At 65.5% G+C, this 17,179-nt stretch carries 12 protein-coding genes; 6 read left to right on the top strand and 6 right to left on the bottom strand.

The genetic code is table 11. From position 1 onward, the window contains the following. Nucleotides 1-374 precede the first annotated feature (374 nt). From AC1RMD_RS13300 to hemC, 4 genes are read right to left on the bottom strand one after another with little or no spacing between them, the layout of a single operon-like run. Entirely contained in the window at nt 375-1,571 is a 1,197-nt protein-coding gene (locus AC1RMD_RS13300; protein ID WP_492927093.1) for a heme biosynthesis protein HemY, read from the bottom strand. Nucleotides 1,572-1,573: 2 nt separating this feature from the next. Next, a complete protein-coding gene (locus AC1RMD_RS13295) occupies nt 1,574-2,719 on the bottom strand; it encodes a uroporphyrinogen-III C-methyltransferase (RefSeq protein ID WP_492927092.1) in 1,146 nt (381 codons plus the stop codon). Continuing rightward, entirely contained in the window at nt 2,716-3,519 is an 804-nt protein-coding gene (locus tag AC1RMD_RS13290) for a uroporphyrinogen-III synthase (RefSeq protein WP_492927091.1), read from the bottom strand. Before AC1RMD_RS13290 ends, AC1RMD_RS13295 begins: the two co-directional genes overlap by 4 nt. A 7-nt stretch (nt 3,520-3,526) precedes the next feature. Then, nucleotides 3,527-4,552: a hydroxymethylbilane synthase gene (gene hemC / locus AC1RMD_RS13285; protein ID WP_492927090.1), complete on the bottom strand. Its 1,026-nt coding sequence runs from the start codon at nt 4,550-4,552 to the stop codon at nt 3,527-3,529. A gap of 148 nt (nt 4,553-4,700) precedes the next feature. Between hemC and ppc the strand changes: the two genes are divergently transcribed. The 4 genes from ppc (at nt 4,701) to AC1RMD_RS13265 (ending at nt 12,313) form a co-directional block, all read left to right on the top strand. Continuing rightward, nucleotides 4,701-7,529 carry a phosphoenolpyruvate carboxylase gene (ppc, locus tag AC1RMD_RS13280; RefSeq protein WP_492927089.1) on the top strand — a complete coding sequence of 943 codons (2,829 nt, stop codon included), beginning with the start codon at nt 4,701-4,703 and terminating at the stop codon, nt 7,527-7,529. 146 nt (nt 7,530-7,675) lie between these two features. Beyond that, nucleotides 7,676-8,131, top strand: a complete 456-nt coding sequence (locus AC1RMD_RS13275; protein ID WP_492927088.1) for a PAS domain-containing protein — start codon at nt 7,676-7,678, stop codon at nt 8,129-8,131. Nucleotides 8,132-8,226: 95 nt separating this feature from the next. Continuing rightward, nucleotides 8,227-9,300 (top strand): PAS domain-containing sensor histidine kinase, encoded by a 1,074-nt coding sequence (locus tag AC1RMD_RS13270; RefSeq protein ID WP_492927087.1) that lies wholly within the window; start codon nt 8,227-8,229, stop codon nt 9,298-9,300. A 40-nt stretch (nt 9,301-9,340) separates the two neighbouring features. Continuing rightward, nucleotides 9,341-12,313 (top strand): sensor histidine kinase, encoded by a 2,973-nt coding sequence (locus tag AC1RMD_RS13265; protein ID WP_492927086.1) that lies wholly within the window; start codon nt 9,341-9,343, stop codon nt 12,311-12,313. A 62-nt stretch (nt 12,314-12,375) separates the two neighbouring features. On the opposite strand, the gene AC1RMD_RS13260 is transcribed toward AC1RMD_RS13265, so the two are convergent. Further along, complete coding sequence (locus AC1RMD_RS13260) at nt 12,376-12,852, bottom strand: hypothetical protein (RefSeq protein ID WP_492927085.1); 477 nt, start codon at nt 12,850-12,852, stop codon at nt 12,376-12,378. 145 nt (nt 12,853-12,997) lie between these two features. Between AC1RMD_RS13260 and AC1RMD_RS13255 the strand changes: the two genes are divergently transcribed. After that, nucleotides 12,998-13,684, top strand: a complete 687-nt coding sequence (locus AC1RMD_RS13255) for a hypothetical protein (protein ID WP_492927084.1) — start codon at nt 12,998-13,000, stop codon at nt 13,682-13,684. A 51-nt stretch (nt 13,685-13,735) separates the two neighbouring features. Here the strand turns inward: AC1RMD_RS13255 and rpoD are convergent, their stop codons facing one another. After that, nucleotides 13,736-16,228 (bottom strand): RNA polymerase sigma factor RpoD, encoded by a 2,493-nt coding sequence (gene rpoD / locus AC1RMD_RS13250; protein ID WP_492927083.1) that lies wholly within the window; start codon nt 16,226-16,228, stop codon nt 13,736-13,738. A gap of 471 nt (nt 16,229-16,699) precedes the next feature. On the opposite strand from rpoD, the gene AC1RMD_RS13245 reads away from it, so the two are divergent. Next, the gene (locus AC1RMD_RS13245; protein ID WP_492927082.1) at nt 16,700-17,179 is read left to right on the top strand and encodes a ProQ/FINO family protein; all 480 of its coding nucleotides are present in this window, start codon (nt 16,700-16,702) and stop codon (nt 17,177-17,179) included.

The raw sequence follows: 17,179 nt of genomic DNA, 5'->3' as shown, positions 1-17,179 counted from the left end.
CAATAAAAAGGGCTGGCATGAAAAGCATACTCAATAGCATATCGCTGCTATTCATCACCCTATACGGGGCGCTCTGCGCGCTCAACGTCGTTGCAGAGCACGATCCTCGCTTGATCGACCCGAGCTTGATGTTCTTTATCAGCATTAGCTTCTCTACCGCGTCTATGGTACTGGGCGTGGTAGCGTTTTACTATCTTCCGAAAATGAGGGAGAAATGAACTTGATCCACGTCGTCACTGTCATCGCAATGATTGTCGGACTGGGAGTTTCAATCTGGGTGTTTCTTGAGACTGGCAAACCGCGTTCCGAAAACCAAACGGATGATGATCAGTCCTGAACGCAAAAAACCCGTCGCGAGGACGGGTTAGCGGGAATTACAGGATGCTGGCCAGCGCGCACTGGCGGTAGTGGTTGGCGGCTTCTTCCGGCTGGGCCAGCGCTTCGTGCATTTGCGCCAGCTTCAGGTGGGATTCGCGCACCATGCGCGGGTCGGCGGCGTCGGACAGGGCCTGCTCCAGGAAGCGCTGCGCCTTGCCCCACAATTTCTGCTTCAGGCACAGCGAACCCAAGGTCAACGCCAGCTCGGCGTCGGTCGGCCGGGTGTGTATCCAGTTTTCGCAGTGCTCGATCTGCAGCAGCAAGGCCGCCGAGCCGGCCGGCGCCGCCGCTTCGCGGTAGGCCCGCACCACGCGGTCGTCCCAGTCGGCGGCCAGCGATTCTTCCGCCACCAGGCGCGCCTCGTCGTGCAGCCCGCGCGCATTGAGCGCGGTGGCGGCGCGGCAGGCCACGTAAGGCTTGATGCGGTCGGCGCCCGGCACGGTCGACCAGACCCGCTGCAGCGATTCCGCATCGTGGCCGCTGTCGGACAGCATGTCGTCATAGGCCAGCTCGCGCAGGCGCGACGACAGCGCCGGATGCAGCGCGCGGTGCTTGTCCAGCGAACGCACCAGACGCAGCACTTCCGGCCAGTTCTTGGCTTGCTGCTGCGCCTTCAACGACCATTGCAAGGCGTGGATGTGGCGGGTGCCGCTGGCGTTCAGCTCGCGCACCGCCGCCAAGGCCTGCTCCGGCTGATGGTCGTCGACCAGCAGTTCGGTCATCGTCATCAGGCGCGCGGTCTTCATCGCGTTGTCGTCGCTCAGCTTGGCCAGCCAGTGGTCGCGGCGCGCGCCCTGGCGCATGCGGTGCGCGGCGCGGGCGCCGATCAGCGCGGCCACGCCGGCGTTTTCCTCCAGCTCCGAGGCGCGCAAGGCGGCCTTTTCAGCATGGCCGAAGCGGCCTTCAAACAAGGCCTTCAGCGCTTCGCGCAAGCCCTTGTTGCCGTCGCGTTCGCGCTTGCGCTGACGGTAGGCCGCCACTTTGCGCGGCATGCTGATGGTCGCGCGGAAGGCGCGGATCACGAGGTACAGGAAGGCGAACAGCGCCACTTCCAGCACCACGAAGAAATTCAGCGACAGGTCGATCCGGTGCGGCGGGTAGAACAACACCACATTGCCCGGATTAAAACGCGCCGTCACGGCGATACCGATGGCGGCAGCCATCAAAGCGACTATCCAGAGAAATAAACGCATGACTATGGCTTCGCTTTGTAGTTGCGCACAGCGTTCAGGCTGTCCGACAGCGTCGGCATTTCGATCGCCAGATTGCTGGTTTGCACCTGGCGCAGCAGCGTCTGCACGGTCTGCGTCGATTTGGCGCGGACGTCGAAATACTTGACCAGCGCTTCCTGCGCCGCGATCAGGTCGGCGCGGAAGGCCGTCTCGTTGCGCGACAACAGGGCCATGCGCGCGTTCAACAGGCGCAGTTTGAGGTTCTCGCGCAGGAAGTAAGCCTGGCTCGGCGACAGCATCAGCGCATCCGGCGTGGTCACGCTGCGTACGCGGATCAGCTGGCGCACGTCGGTCCACATCTCGCTGCTCCAGCCGTTCCAGGTGTCTTGCAGCGCTTGCAGCCACGGGCTGGTCTGCTCGACCGGCTCAGGCTTGCCGCCCTTGCCCACGGCCGGCTTGGCCTTGGCCTTCTTTTCCGGCGGCGCCGGCAAGGTCGGCTTTTCGTCCGACAGCATCGGCAGCGTATCGATCTGCGCGATCACATTGTCCAGGCGCAGCGCCATGCCCACCGAATCGACGCTCGGCAAGGCCTTCAGCTTTTCCGTGTCCTTGGCGATGGCGCGGCGGATGGTGATGAATTGCGGCTTGTCCGAACGCGACAGGCTGCGGTCGGCGTTTTGCAGCGCGATCAGCGCGCCCGGCACGTTGCCGGCCAGTTGCAGCTGCTGGCTGGCGGTCGACAGCACTTGTTCGATCTCGGTCAGCGCCCACTCGTCGCGGTTCTTGGACAGGTCCTGGTACAGCTGCTCCAGCGCCAGTTGCTGGCTCTGCGCTTCCTGCTGCTTGCTTTCCAACAGGGCGACCTTGCCTTGCAGCTCCTTGCTGGTCTCCTGCACCGCGCGCGCCAAGGTGCCGGTTTCGGCATTGCTGGCGTCGCCCTTCTGCAGGCGGCGCGCCATTTCTTCGCGCAGGTTGCGCACCTGGTTGTGCGAGGACCAGGATTGACCGGCCAGCAAAATGGCCAGCACGACGATACCGACCAGCAGCATCTGCGGCTGTTGCACGGTTTCGAGCAGGCTGGGCTCAGACTGCGGCTTGGCCGCAGGCGGGGTCTCGGCGGCGGCGCCGGCGGAGACGACAGGATCGGGTAAGGTAGGCAAATCGTTCATAGGCGTGATTGTAACGCGGCCAGCAGGCGTTCGTCGCCTGATCCGGTGAGCGTCAGACGGGAAAACCCTAAATTGTTTGCCGTTTCGGCAATTCGGGCGTGCGGAATGATCAAATGCTGTTGTTGCATCAATACAACGCAACTCTGCTGCGTCGCATCAGCATGCTGAGCGTCCAGTTGGGCCAGCAGATCGCACAGCCCGCGCAGGGCTTCGGAACTGGTGATGATCCAGTCATTTTGCTGCGCCAGCAAATCGCGCAAGGTCGTGGCCAGCTGCGGCGTCAGGCGCGGCACCGAGCGGCGGTAGGCCGGCACCACGTCGACCACGGCGCCGGCCGCGCGCAGGCCGTCGGCCATCAGCTCGCGGCCGCTTTCGCCGCGCACGATCAGCACCGGCTGGCCGCGCAGCGCGGCCAGGTCCAGCGTTTGCAGCAAGTGTTCGGAATCGCTGTGGGCGCTGTCGGCCGGGCTGACGATATCGACCGTCGCCGGCGTCACGCCATGCGCGGCCAGGGCGGCGCGGCTGCCCTCCCCCAGCACCGCCAGCTTGACGCCGGCCGGCCACTGTTTGATATGGGCGAAGGCGGCGTCGATGGCGTTGGGCGAGACGAAGGCCACCATCGTGTAGCCCGGCTGCGGCGCGCACAGCTTCGCCAGCGCGGCCAGCAAGGCGGCCGGCTCGGGCAAGGCTTCGATTTCCAGCAGCGGCAACAACGCCACCCGGCGGCCCAGCGCGCTAACGCGGGCCGCCAACGGCAAGGCTTGCGCCAGGGGACGGGTGATGACGACGGCGCCGGTCATCCGCTGGTCAAGCGTCGGCGGCCGGCGCGGCGCCGGCCAGCGTGGCCGAACGGGCGTCGGCGTCGGCCTGGGCGGCTTCGCTCAGGCAGGACGCCAGGATGTCGACCGCGTCCTGCGCGCGCAGCAGCTCGGCGACCTGCTGGCCCAGCGCTTCCGGATCGGCGGCGGCGCCGCGCACTTCGGCGCTGGCCATGCGGGCGCCGTCCGGCGTGGCGACCATCGCGCGCAGATGCATCTGGCCGTCTGCCACCGTGGCGAAGGCCGCCAGCGGCACCTGGCAGCTGCCGCCGAACACCTTGGACACCTTGCGCTCGGCCGTCACGGCCTGGGCGGTGGCTTCGTGGTTCAGCGGCGCCAGCAACGCCATCAGGTCGACGCCGTCGTCGCGCAGCGCGATCTCGATCGCCATCGCGCCCTGGCCGGCGGCCGGCAGGCTGTCGGCCGGGTCCAGCAGCGCGCGGATGCGCTGCGGCAGGCCCAGGCGCTTGAGGCCGGCGGCCGCCAGGATGATGGCCGCGTAGTCGCCGCGATCGAGCTTGCCCAGGCGGGTGTCGAGGTTGCCGCGCAACGGTTTGATCACCAGTTGCGGGTAGCGCGCCGCGATCAGCGACTGGCGGCGCAGGCTGCTGGTGCCGACCACGGCGCCGGCCGGCAACTCGGCCAGCGAGGCGTAGTCGTTGGAGACGAAGGCGTCGCGCGGATCCTCGCGCTCCAGCACCGCGGCCAGGGCGAAACCTTCCGGCAACTCCATCGGCACGTCCTTGAGCGAGTGCACGGCCAGGTCGGCGCGGCCTTCGGCCATGGCGACCTCAAGTTCCTTGACAAACAGGCCCTTGCCGCCCACCTTGGACAGGGTGCGATCAAGAATTTGGTCGCCTTTTGTCGACATTCCTACAATTTTAATATCGCACTGCGGATATAATAATGCCAAGCGCGCCCGTACATGCTCGGCCTGCCACATGGCAAGCCGGCTTTCACGCGACGCGATCACCAAGGTGGACGGAGGATTTTGTAGTAATTCCGATATTTTCAAAACCAGTTCTTTCGCTGTAGCGGGCGCTAACCGGCGCAGGCCAGTCACACGCGCGTGTTTAAGATCACAAATTTTATCACGCTCACCTTCTTGCAGAACCGGGCCACAAGCCTTTGCACCGACTTTTCACATCTTTGCGGCTTATCTCATGGCAAACCAATCTAGTGCAACGAACGATCAAACGGCTGAACAACCTGGCGCAGACAAAGACGCGCCACTTAAAGAAGACATCCGCCTGCTAGGCCGCCTGCTGGGCGACGTGCTGCGCGACCAGGAAGGCGAAGAAGTCTACGCCGTGGTCGAAACCATCCGCCAGACGGCGGTGCGGTTCCGCCGCGAGGCCGACGCCGGCGCCGCCAAGGAACTGGACGGCATGCTGAAGATCCTGACGCGCGAGCAGACCATTTCCGTGGTGCGCGCGTTCTCGTACTTCTCGCACCTGGCCAATATCGCGGAAGACCAGCACCACATCCGCCGCCGCCGCGCCCACCTGCTGGCCGGCTCCAAGCCGCAGCAAGGCAGCGTCAACTTCGCCCTGGGCAAGCTCAAGGAAGCCGGCGTCAGCCAGGAAACCGTGGCCACCTTCTTCCAGGACGCGCTGATCGCCCCGGTGCTGACGGCCCACCCGACCGAGGTGCAGCGCAAGTCGATCCTTGATGCGGAACACGATATCGCCCGCCTGCTGGCCGAGCGCGACCTGCCGCTGACGCCGAAGGAACAGGCCGCCAACATGCACCTGTTGCGCGCCCGCGTCGCCACGCTGTGGCAGACCCGCATGCTGCGCTACTCCAAGCTGACCGTGGCCGACGAGATCGAAAACGCCCTGTCCTACTACCGCATCACCTTCCTGCGCGAGCTGCCGGGCCTGTACGACGACATCGAGTCCGACATCGCCGCCCACTATGGCGACGGCGACGGCGAAGCCAAGGCCATCACCGCGCCCTACGTGCAGATGGGCAGCTGGATCGGCGGCGACCGCGACGGCAACCCCAACGTCAACGGCGGCACCATGCAGCACGCGCTGACGCGCCAGGCCACCACCATCCTCGATTTCTACCTGGAAGAAACGCACACGCTGGGCGCCGAACTGTCGGTGTCGACGCTGATGATCGCCTGCAGCCCGCAGCTGCAGGCGCTGGCCGACCAGTCGCCGGACACCTCCGACCACCGCGCCGACGAACCGTACCGCCGCGCCCTGATCGGCATCTACGCCCGCCTGGCCAGCAGCGCCCGCGCGCTGGGCGCGACCAACATCCTGCGCAAGGAAGTGGGCCACGCCGAACCCTATTCGACCGCCGCCGGATTCTCGGCCGACCTGCAAGTGCTGATCGACTCGCTCAACGCCAACCACGGCGCCGTGCTGGTGCAGCCGCGCCTGTCGACCCTGAAGCGCGCGGCCGACATCTTCGGCTTCCACCTGGCCTCGCTCGACATGCGCCAATCGTCGGACATCCACGAGCGCGTGCTGGCCGAGCTGTTCGTCAAGGCCGGCGGCCAGCCGGACTACTCGTCGCTGGACGAGGACGCCAAAGTGGCGCTGCTGCTGAGCGAGCTGTCGCAGCCGCGCCTGCTGTATTCGCCCTACATCGCCTACTCGGCCGAGACCGACTCCGAGCTGGGCGTGCTGCGCGCGGCGCGCCAGATCCGCACGCTGTACGGCGCCCGCGCCATCCGCAACTACATCATCTCGCACACCGAGACCGTGTCCGACCTGCTGGAAGTGCTGCTGCTGCAAAAGGAAATGGGCTTGCTGCGCATCGCCGAGCAAGAGCTGGACCTGATGGTGATTCCGCTGTTCGAAACCATCCCCGACCTGCAGCGCGCGGCCGGCATCATGGAAGCCGTGATGGCGATCCCGCTGGTCAAGGCCTTGATCGCCAAACAGGGCCAGATCCAGGAAGTCATGCTGGGCTACTCGGACTCCAACAAGGACGGCGGTTTCCTGACCTCCAACTGGGAGCTGTACAAGGCCGAGACCCACCTGGTGACGGTGTTTGAAAAGGCCGGCGTCAAGCTGCGCCTGTTCCACGGCCGCGGCGGCACCGTCGGCCGCGGCGGCGGTCCGTCGTACGAGGCCATCCTGGCGCAGCCGCACGGCACCGTCAACGGCCAGATCCGCCTGACCGAACAGGGCGAGATCATCGCCTCCAAGTTCTCCAACAAGGACATCGGCCGCCGCAACCTGGAGCTGCTGGTCGCCGCCACGCTGGAGGCGAGCCTGATGCCGCAGTCGGCCGACAGCGCGCACCTGGCCCAGCTGCGCCAGTTCGAGGCCGTGATGGCCGAGATTTCCGACCGCGCCTACCAGGCCTACCGCAACCTGGTCTATGAAACCCCGGGCTTCACCGACTACTTCTTCGCCGCCACGCCGATCGCCGAGATCGCCGAGCTGAACCTCGGTTCGCGCCCGGCCTCGCGCAAGTCGACCAAGCGCATCGAAGACCTGCGGGCGATTCCATGGGGCTTCTCGTGGGGCCAGTGCCGTTTGCTGCTGCCGGGCTGGTACGGCTTCGGCAGCGCCATCGGCGCCTGGATCGCCGACGGCGAGCAGGCCGAGCGCCTGGCCCAGCTGCAAGCGATGTTCCAGCAATGGCCGTTCTTCGCCACCCTGCTGTCGAACATGGACATGGTGCTGGCCAAGACCGACCTGGCGATCGCCTCGCGCTACGCCGAGCTGGTGCAGGACAAGGAACTGCGCGAGCGCATCTTCAAGCGCATCACCGACGAGCACGCGAGCACGCTGGCCATCCTGCAACGCATCACCGGCGCCACCGAGCGCCTGGCCGGCAACCCGCTGCTGGCGCGTTCGATCCAGAACCGCTTCGCCTACCTCGATCCGCTGAACCACTTGCAGGTGGAGCTGATCAAGCGCCATCGCGCGCTGTCGAGCGAGCCGGGCAAGGCCGACGAACGGGTCCATCGCGGCATCCACCTGTCGATCAACGGCGTCGCCGCCGGCCTGCGCAACACCGGCTAAACCGCCCGACAACATCGCCCCCAACCTGCCGCATCGACGACGCCAACCCCGTCGTCGATGCGGCAGGTTTTTTTATTTCCTTAAGGATTGATCAAACTGGTCTAAATAGCATTACAATATAAACAAGACCACCACCTGGGACCGCCATGACAAACCTGATCGACTCGTTGGGGAAATCGGAAATTGACAGCATGTTCAGCCGGATCAAAGCCGAGATCGGCAATGCAGCGCCCGACGGCGAACTGCGCCAGCTCATCGCCGCCATGCCGGCGGCCTTGTTCATCAAGGACGCGCAATCGCGGGTCTTGCTGATGAACCCGGCCTGCGAGGCGCTGTGGGGCATCCCGTTCGAGGCCATGCGCGGCAACGACGGCGCCGCCTTCTTCCCTGCCGAGCAAACCGCCTATTTCCTGAAACACGACCGCATCGCCTTCGAAACCGGCGAGTACACCGTCTACGAAGAAGAGCTGTGGCATGCCGGCCTGGGCCAAAACCGCTGGCTGGAAACCCACAAGCAAGCCACCTACGACCAGCAGGGCCAGCCCAAGCTGCTGATCGCCATGTGCATCGACATCACCGAGCGCAAGCGCGCGCAAGGCTAGCGGCCAAAGCAACATTAAAATACAAATACCGACCACTCCCCTACGCCTCCATGAAAAGCCTGATCGAATCGCTGGGAACAACCGCCATAGAGACGATGCTCTCCCAGATTCAGGCCGACATAGGCTTTGCTGGGCCGAACGACGAACTGCACAACATCGTCGCCGTCATGCCGCTGGCCCTGTTCATCAAGGATGCGCAATCGCGCGTCGTGCTGATGAACCCGGCCTGCGAGGCGCTGTGGGGCATCCCCTTCGACGCCATGCGCGGCAACGACGGCGCCGCCTTCTTCCCCGCCGAGCAAACCGCCTACTTCCTGGAACACGACCGCCTGGCCTTCGAGAGCGGCAAGCACGTCGTCTACGAGGAAGAGCTGTGGCATGCCGGCCTGGGCGAAAACCGCTGGCTGCAAACCCACAAGCAACCGACCTACGACCAGCATGGCCAGCCCAAGCTGCTGATCGCCATGTGCGTCGACATTACCGAGCGCAAGCGCTCGGAAAGCCGGCTGCAGTCGTCGCTGCAGGAGATGCGGACCTTGTCCAAGCACGAGCACACGGTCAAGGAAAGCGAACGCCGCCGCATCGCCCAGGAAGTGCACGACGACCTGGCGCAAAACCTGCTGGCGCTCAAGCTGGACGTGACCGCGCTGCACCGGCGCACCCACGCGCGCCAGCCGCTGCTGCATCAGCGCGCCGCACAAGCGCTGAGCACGCTCGACGCCAGCATCGTCGCGGTGCGCGAGCTGATCAACGAACTGCATCCCAGCACGCTGGAGCTGGGCCTGTCGGCCGCCATCGAATGGCAGATGCAGCAACTGGCGCGGCGCAACGGCCTGCGCTGCCGGCTGGAGCTGCTGGACGACAGCGCGGCGCTGGACCCGCGCCAGATCACCGGCCTGTACGGCATCGTGCTGGCGGCGCTGGGCTATCTGTGCGACCAGGCCGGCACGAGCAGCGTGCAGGCCACGCTCAATCTGCGGCCGGAACAGTTGTCCATCATCGTCAGCGGCGACGGCCTGCCCGAGCAGCAATCGCCGCGCGACGCGCTCGACCTGGGCGCCATCCGCGCCCGCCTGGCCGACTTCGGCGGCGAGCTGGCGGTGGCGCAGCTGCCCGGCGCCGGCACCGTGCTGCGCATGAGCTTGCCGGGCAAGCCCTCTGCCGCCTAGCGGATGCAAGGTACTGCCGCTGGATGGTATGCTGCGCCCCATGACCGTTATCTTGCGCAGCCGCTGGCTGCTGGCCTGCGCCGTGCTGCTGGCGCTGTCGCGCCCGGCCGTCGCGGCCGAACACGCACGCCTGCTGAGCGATTACAGCCATCGCGCCTGGACCGCCGCCCACGGCGCGCCGGCGCAAATCCAGGCCATCACCCAGACCCGCGACGGCTGGCTGTGGCTGTCGACGCCGACCGGCCTGTACCGCTTTGACGGCGCCACCTTCGAACGGCGCGACCAGGTCGGCGACCATCGGCTGCTGTCGACCATCGTGCTGCCCCTGTACACCGCGCCGGACGGCGCCCTGTGGGTCGGCTACCGCTTCGGCGGCGCCAGCGTGTTCAAGGACGGCAAGGTGCGCCACTACGGCGCCGCCGACGGCTTCCCGCCCGGCGCCACCTACTGCTTCCGCCGCGCGCCGGACGGCACCATGTGGGTCAGCACCGCCAACGGCCTGGCCTGGCTGAACGGCGGACGCTGGGTGCGGATCGGCGCCGACAGCGGCTTCGCCCCCGGCCCCAAGGCGGTCTGGCACGTGCTGTTCGACCGCGCCGGCACGCAGTGGGTGTCGAGCGCCCAGGCGGTCTACTACCGCCCCCAGGGAGACCAGCGCTACCACGTCGCCAGTCCCGCCAACATCCGGGTGGCGTCGCTGGCGGCCGCGCCGGACGGCACCGTGTGGGCCTCCAACGGCAACGACGCCCACTACAAACTGTCGCAGCGGCCGCCGGCCGGCGGCCCGCCGCCCCGCCCCGACCTGCCAGGCAGCGGCATGTGGTTCGACCGCGCCGGCACCATGTGGCTGCTGAGCGAGGACCGGGTCGAGCGCATGCTGCCGGATGTGTTTCCCGATCCGCGCCAGCGCGTCACGCAAGAGCAAGGCCTGAGCGGCATGAACCCGCAAACCTTTTTCGAAGACCGCGACGGCACTATCTGGATCGGCACCGTCAATGGCCTGGACCAGTTCCGCCGCAACCGCGTGACGCCGCTGCCCAGCCATCTGGAGATCGCCACGCCGACGCTGCATGCCGAGCGCGACGGCAAGGTCTGGGTCAGCAACGACAACGCCGACGCCTGGCTGCTGGACGCCGGCGGCCGCCAATACGCGCATGCGCCGCATGCCGTCGCCACCGCCACCAGCACGCGCGACGGCCGCGCGGCGCTCGCCACCGACCAGGGCATCTGGCTGCCCGGCCCGCAGGGCGGCCAGTTGATCGCAGCGCCGCCGGCCGCGCTGCGCGACGCCCTGAAGATGCGCGCACTGGCCCAGGACGGCGGCGGCGACTGGTGGGCCAGCTACGTCAACCTGGGCATCTACCGCCATCGCGCCGGCCGCTGGAGCCGCGTCGACGACGCCCGCTTGCCGGCCGCGCGGGTGCTGACGATGCGGGCGGACCAGCGCGGCCGGGTCTGGATAGGCTATGTCGGCAACCGCATCGCGCTGGTCGACGGCGCCGACGTCGGCGTGCTGGGTGCGGCCCAGGGCCTGGCCATCGGCAACGTGCAGAGCCTGTTCGAGCGCAACGGCCACCTGTGGGTGGCGGGCGAACTGGGCGCCGCTCTGTACGACGGCCGGCGCTTCGTGCCGCTGCGGCTGGCCGACGGCCGTGAGCTGCGCGGCATCAGCGGCCTGGTGGAGACGGCGGCCGGCGAGCTGTGGCTGCACGGCCATGACGGCGCCTTCCGCATCCCGGCCGCGCAGCTGGCCGGCTTCCTGCGCAACGGCGCCGCGGTCGGCTACGAACTGCTGGGCGTCGACGACGGCCTGACCGGCGCGGTCCAGCCGACCGGGCCGTTTCCATCGATGGTGGAAGCCGGCAACGGCCAGCTCTGGCTGTCGAGCCACCGCGGCGCCATGCTGATCACGCCGGGCCGTATCGGCCGCGACGCCACGCCGCCGCCGGTGGAGCTCCGCGCCGTGGAGAGCAACGGCAAAGCCTATCCGGTGGACGCGCCGCTGACCTTGCCGCAAGGGGCGAACAATCTGCACCTCACTTTCAGCGCGCTCGGCCTGGCCATGCCGGGACGGCTCGCCTTCCGCTACCGGCTCGACGGCATCGACCGCGATTGGCAGTCGGCCGGCGGCCGGCGCGAAGCCTTCTACACCAACCTGGGGCCGGGCCAGTACCGCTTCCAGGTGATCGCCGCCAACAAGGACGGCGTGTGGAACACCGACGGCGCCACGCTGGCGGTGACGATCCCGCCGACCTTCGTGCAGAGCCTGTGGTTCAAGCTGCTGTGCGCGCTGGCGCTGGCGGCGGCGCTGACGCTGGCCTGGCGCTGGCGGCTGGCGCAGATGGCGCGCCTGATCGAAGCGCGCCACGTCGAGCGCCTGGGCGAGCGCGAGCGCATCGCCCGCGCGCTGCACGACACCTTCCTGCAAGAGGCGCAAGGCACCATCCTGATGATGCAGCTGGCGATGGAGCAGGTGCCGCCGGCGCTGCCGGCGCGCGCCGCCATGGAGCGCGGCATCGGCTACATCGAGCAGGCGCTGATCGAGGGCCGCGACGAAGTGCGCGGCCTGCGCTCGCCGCTGCGCGACGATGAAACGCTGGGACAATCGCTGGATCGTTTCGGCCAGCGGCTGGCGGCGGGACTGTCGGCCGGTTTCCGGCTTGAGCAACAAGGCGCACCCTACACCCTGCCCGTCATCACCGCCGACGAAGTGTTTTCCATCGGCCGCGAAGCCATCTGCAACGCCTTCCGCCACGCGCAGGCGAGCGAGATCGTGGTCGAGCTGGACTACGGCGCCAGGCGGCTGACGCTGCTGGTGCGCGACAACGGCAAGGGCATCGCGGCGGACACGCTGGCGCAAGGCGGACGTAGCGGCCACTGGGGCCTGGTCGGCATGCGCGAACGCGCGGCGCGCATCGGCGCCGTGCTGGAGATGGGCAACCAGGACCAGGGCGGCGCGTTTCTGCGCCTGACTTTGACTGAACCTGGAGGCGGCGCAAGCGACCGCCGATGAAATGAAGGCCGGCGGCCACCAGGCCAAGGCCATCGCCATGGACGTGGTCGACGAAGCCCAGGTCAACGCCCCAGCGTCATCCGTTTCAGTAAAACGTTGAAGTCCATGGCGGGCCGATTCAGCAGGTTGTTGGCGTACTCGCCCTCGCACGACGCCCTGGCCTCGGCGGCGGGCACGCCGGCCACTCTTTCCTTCAGGTTCGCATTGAAGATACCCAGCACCGCGGCGACGTGTGCATCGACTTCCGCATCGGTCACATCCGGCTGCTGCGCGCGCTTCAGCTGTATCAACTGCGCCTTGTAGAGTTGGCGCAGGATCACCAGCGCATCGGCGTTCTGCTCTTTCCATTGCGCCAACGCGGCCGTCAAGCCATCGACCGCGTCCGGCGCCAGCGCCTTGCAACGCTCAAGCAGCAGCGCATGATACGCATCGAAATCGATCTGCGCCATCTGGATGCCGGCGGCGACGTCGACCGCCGCCGCGCCCGCCGGCATCGATGCGCCAGCCAGGACCAGGCTGAGAAAAATTGATTTGATCATCTGGGAGTCGCGCCAGTTTATGGGATGCCGCCAGTGTATTGCAATGCGATCATAAAAGCGCGTTTGACAACAGATTCCAGACCTTGCTACACTAAAATTGCAGTTATCATATCTTTACCGAAAATCAAACATCTATGGGACTGTCATGAACCGACAATTACTGGCCGCGCTGATCGCCGCCACCCTGGCCGGCGCAGCACACGCCGCGGACCTGCCGAAATCGCTGGAAACCATCGGCATCAAGATCGGCGATACCCAGCAACAGGTTGAAAAAGTACTGTTTGCCGGCGGCTACAAGCCCTCCCGCACGCACATTCGCCCGGCGGACTCGGTCTATGCGGCGCGCCCCGACAATGTCGCCTACTCCATTCCGGACGCGCCCAAGCGTTCGCGCGTCACCGTCTCCTACGGCCCCATGGATGGTCGCGCGGTCATGATCGAGCGCACCGCCGAGGTGTTCGAGCAAAAGGTGTTGAACGAAGAGCTGCGCAAGCAATTGCAGGAAAAGTATGGCCAGCTGCCGGCCAACGAAGGCAAGTCTGGCGACATGCACTGGGTCCACACCAAGACCGGCAAGCCCGAATTCGAATGCTTCGCGCGCAACGCCAGCCTGACCTTCGCCCATGCCCTGTTGATGGACAAGATGCTCAAATGCGACAAGTCCGTTACGGTAGCCATCGTCGGCGATTCCACCTGGGCCACGGCCATCAGCGTGACGATCGTCGACTTCGACATGGCCGTCAAGAACCTGATGCCGATCGCCGCCGCTGCCGCAAAGGAAAAACAGGACGCCATCGAGGCCGCCAAGAAAGCCCCGCCGGTCAAGCTGTAGACACAAAAAAAGGGAGGCACATGGCCTCCCTTCTTTTTATCCCGTCGACGCTTAGTTCTGCGTCAGGAAAGTCTTCAGCTTGTCCGAGCGCGACGGCTGGCGCAGCTTGCTCATGGCCTTCGCTTCGATCTGGCGGATACGCTCGCGGGTCACGTCGAACTGCTTGCCCACTTCTTCCAGCGTGTGGTCGTTCGACATTTCCACGCCGTAGCGCATGCGCAGCACCTTGGCTTCGCGCGGGGTCAGCGAGTCCAGCACTTCCTTGATGACGTTGCGCATCGAGGCGTGCAGCGCGGCGTCCAACGGCGCCAGCGTGGTGTTGTCTTCGATGAAGTCGCCCAGCTGCGAATCGCCGTCCTCGCCCATCGGCGTTTCCATCGAGATCGGCTCTTTGGCGATCTTCATGATTTCGCGGACTTTGTTTTCCGGCATTTCCATCTTGACCGCCAGGGTCGCCAGGTCCGGCTCGCTGCCGGTTTCCTGCATGATCTGGCGCGAGATGCGATTCATCTTGTTGATCGTTTCGATCATGTGCACCGGCACGCGGATGGTGCGGGCCATGTCGGCGATCGAACGGGTGATCGCCTGACGGATCCACCAGGTCGCATAGGTCGAGAACTTGTAGCCGCGGCGGTATTCGAACTTGTCAACCGCCTTCAACAGGCCGATATTGCCTTCCTGGATCAAGTCGAGGAATTGCAGGCCGCGGTTGATATACTTCTTGGCGATCGAAATCACCAGACGCAAGTTGGCGACCGTCATTTCACGCTTGGCCTGGCGCGCGCGTTTTTCGCCGGCGGCCATCTGCTTGTTAATCTTGCGCAGGTCGGCCAGCGGCAAGGCCACGCGGGCTTGCAGGTCGATCATCTTCTTTTGCAGCTCTTTCACCGCCGGCACGTTACGGCCCAGGATGGCGCTGTACGGATAGGCGCTGTCGACTTCGCCGTCGACCCAGTCCAGGTCGCATTCATTGCCTGGGAAGACCTTGATGAAGTGGGCGCGCGGCATGCCGCATTTGTTCACGCACAGTTCCAGCACGGCGCGCTCGATGTGGCGCACTTCTTCCATCTGGCCGCGCAGCGTGTCGCACAGCTTCTCGACCACCTTGGCGGTGAAGCGGATGCCCAGCAGTTCGGCCGAAATCGCTTCCTGCGCCGACACATAAGCCTTGGAGCCGTAGCCGCCGGCGGCCTTGCGCATTTTTTCGTACTGGGTCGAGATGACGTCGAACTTTTCCAGCGCGGCTTTTTTCAGCTGCGCCAGTTGCTCGGTCGAGAAGCCCGCCGCGCCGCCGTTGGCGTCGCCGTCTTCTTCCTCGACTTCCTCTTCCTCTTCTTCGTCGTCGTCCGACGCGGCAGCCGGCGCGGCCGCAACGGCCGGCGCGTTGTTCGACTCGTTCAGGTCGACGAAGCCGTCCACCACTTCATCGACCTTCAGCTCGTCGGCTTCGATCTTGGCGGCCAGCGCGACGATCTCGGCGATCGTGGTCGGGCAGGCGGAGATGGCCTGGATCATGTCCTTCAGGCCGCCTTCGATACGCTTGGCGATCTCGATCTCGCCCTCGCGCGTCAGCAGCGCCACGGCGCCCATTTCACGCATGTACATGCGGACCGGGTCGGTGGTGCGGCCGAAGTCGGAATCGACCGTCGACAGCGCCGTCGCGGCGGCCGCTTCCACTTCGTCGTCGGAGGTCACGGTGGCGACGCTGTCGGTCAGCAGCAGCGAATCGGCTTCCGGCGCGCGCTCGTAGATGGCGATGCCCATGTCGTTGAAGGTGGCGATGATGCCTTCGATCGCTTCCGGGTCGACAATGTTTTCCGGCAGTTGGTCATTGATCTCGGCGTAGGTCAGGAAGCCGCGCTCCTTGCCCATGTTGATCAGGTTCTTGATCTGGGTGCGGCGGCGCTCCAGTTCTTCGGCGGTGCTCTTCGAGTCCACGCCCAGCAGGTCGGCGGCGCCGCCCTTGGCTTTGCGCTCGCGGGCCTTGGAGACGGCCTTCAGCTCGGCGCGCTCGACCGCGTTCAGTGCCGCGACTTCGTCGTTTTCCGGCGTGAATTCGGACGGCTTGCGGCCGCGGCGGCCCGGCACCTTGACGCTAGGCAGCAGGTAGCCGGAGGTGTCGATCGAGGCCAGCGTGGCGGCGTCGGTCACCTGGCTGACGGCCGGGCCGGCGGTCACGATGACGACCGGAGCAGGCTCGGCCTTGACGGCCTTGACCAGCTTGGATTTCGGCGCGGCCTTGACCACCACCACTGGCGCGCCGGTTTCGGCGGCCGGCAGCACGGCGCTCTTGCGCGCCACCTTGACGGTCTTGACCGGGGTGTCGGACGCGTCAGCGTGCTGCACCGCCACCTGGGCTTCCGCCTGGACCGCTTCGGCCGCGGCGCTCAGGCGCGTTTTCTTTTTGACTACCGTTACTTTGCTCGCTGCCTCTTGCGCATTATCGATCACATAAGATAGAGTCGTCTTAGGCACCACCAGCGGAGCGGAGCTGGTACGGGCGGCCTTGACGGACAACGTTAAAGTTTTCGGCGTTTTTGTCATTAAATATCTCTCAATGCGTATTCGCCAGAAAATACAATTGCCATGGCCAGCGCCGACCGTTACCGGTGCGCACAGATGGAAATGTTGTAATTTAGCTGACGATTATCTGCGGAATAAAAAAAGCCCGCGTCCAACAACGGGCTTGTTTCTCTTTTCAGTGAAGAATAGGGAGAGGGCAAAGTATGCCGTATAGCGAGACATCAGGATAATTGATAGTACCCATATCCGACATCCTAAAACCATATAACAAGGGCTACACACTCTTGTCAGACCGTCCAAATCGCATCCTGTACCAAACTGAAACGCACCGTCCTGCAAAGGTGCGTCTCGCATTATACATGTTTTGGCGTGCGAACGCACCTTCCGCGCCCAAGGGGCGTATGATGGCGTCATGGTCATTTTTGCATCATGGCCTAAAAGGCACTGCAATCCCGTAGTGCCCATGATATGCTGACGCCTCTTGCTTAAACTATGAAGTCGATGAACACTAGCCTCACCCCTCAGGCGCCGGCAATCGAGCCCGCAGCCTCCGCCGCCACCGCGGCACCTGCGGCTCTGACCCCGCGCAGCTTGTTGAAACAATTGCAAACCCAATTCCCGGCCTTCCGCGATTTCCTGCCTTTGTCGATCGGTATCGACAAGCAGATCCTCGCCGTGATGCCCGAACTGGACCGCAAGACCATGCGTACCGCGCTCGGCATCCATACCGGTTCGCTGCGCTACCTGAAGGTCATGGAAAAAGCCAAGGTGCGTCACGATCTGGACGGCACGCCCGGCGCCGACGTGACCGACACCCACCGCGCCCACGCCACCCAGGTCTTGCAGGACCGCTTCAAGAAAGAAGCCGAACGCAAGAAAGCGGAACGCGACGCGGCTGCGGCCGAAGAAGCGGCCCGCGTGCGCGTCGACAAGCTGAACCAGCTGACCGCGAAGTTCTCGCGCAAGGGCTAA

It is taken from the genome of Duganella sp. GW822-FHT06D06 (assembly GCF_058799615.1).
This window is presented reverse-complemented; position numbering and strand designations above follow the sequence as displayed.

What these genes read in the sequence shown, in the direction of transcription:
- AC1RMD_RS13300 (WP_492927093.1), bottom strand. Translation starts at nt 1,571, where the DNA reads ATGCGTTTATTTCTCTGGATAGTCGCTTTGATGGCTGCCGCCATCGGT.
- AC1RMD_RS13295 (WP_492927092.1), bottom strand. Translation starts at nt 2,719, where the DNA reads ATGAACGATTTGCCTACCTTACCCGATCCTGTCGTCTCCGCCGGCGCC.
- AC1RMD_RS13290 (WP_492927091.1), bottom strand. Translation starts at nt 3,519, where the DNA reads ATGACCGGCGCCGTCGTCATCACCCGTCCCCTGGCGCAAGCCTTGCCG.
- ppc (WP_492927089.1), top strand. Translation starts at nt 4,701, where the DNA reads ATGGCAAACCAATCTAGTGCAACGAACGATCAAACGGCTGAACAACCT.
- AC1RMD_RS13275 (WP_492927088.1), top strand. Translation starts at nt 7,676, where the DNA reads ATGACAAACCTGATCGACTCGTTGGGGAAATCGGAAATTGACAGCATG.
- AC1RMD_RS13270 (WP_492927087.1), top strand. Translation starts at nt 8,227, where the DNA reads ATGCTCTCCCAGATTCAGGCCGACATAGGCTTTGCTGGGCCGAACGAC.
- AC1RMD_RS13265 (WP_492927086.1), top strand. Translation starts at nt 9,341, where the DNA reads ATGACCGTTATCTTGCGCAGCCGCTGGCTGCTGGCCTGCGCCGTGCTG.
- AC1RMD_RS13260 (WP_492927085.1), bottom strand. Translation starts at nt 12,852, where the DNA reads ATGATCAAATCAATTTTTCTCAGCCTGGTCCTGGCTGGCGCATCGATG.
- AC1RMD_RS13255 (WP_492927084.1), top strand. Translation starts at nt 12,998, where the DNA reads ATGAACCGACAATTACTGGCCGCGCTGATCGCCGCCACCCTGGCCGGC.
- rpoD (WP_492927083.1), bottom strand. Translation starts at nt 16,228, where the DNA reads ATGACAAAAACGCCGAAAACTTTAACGTTGTCCGTCAAGGCCGCCCGT.
- AC1RMD_RS13245 (WP_492927082.1), top strand. Translation starts at nt 16,700, where the DNA reads ATGAAGTCGATGAACACTAGCCTCACCCCTCAGGCGCCGGCAATCGAG.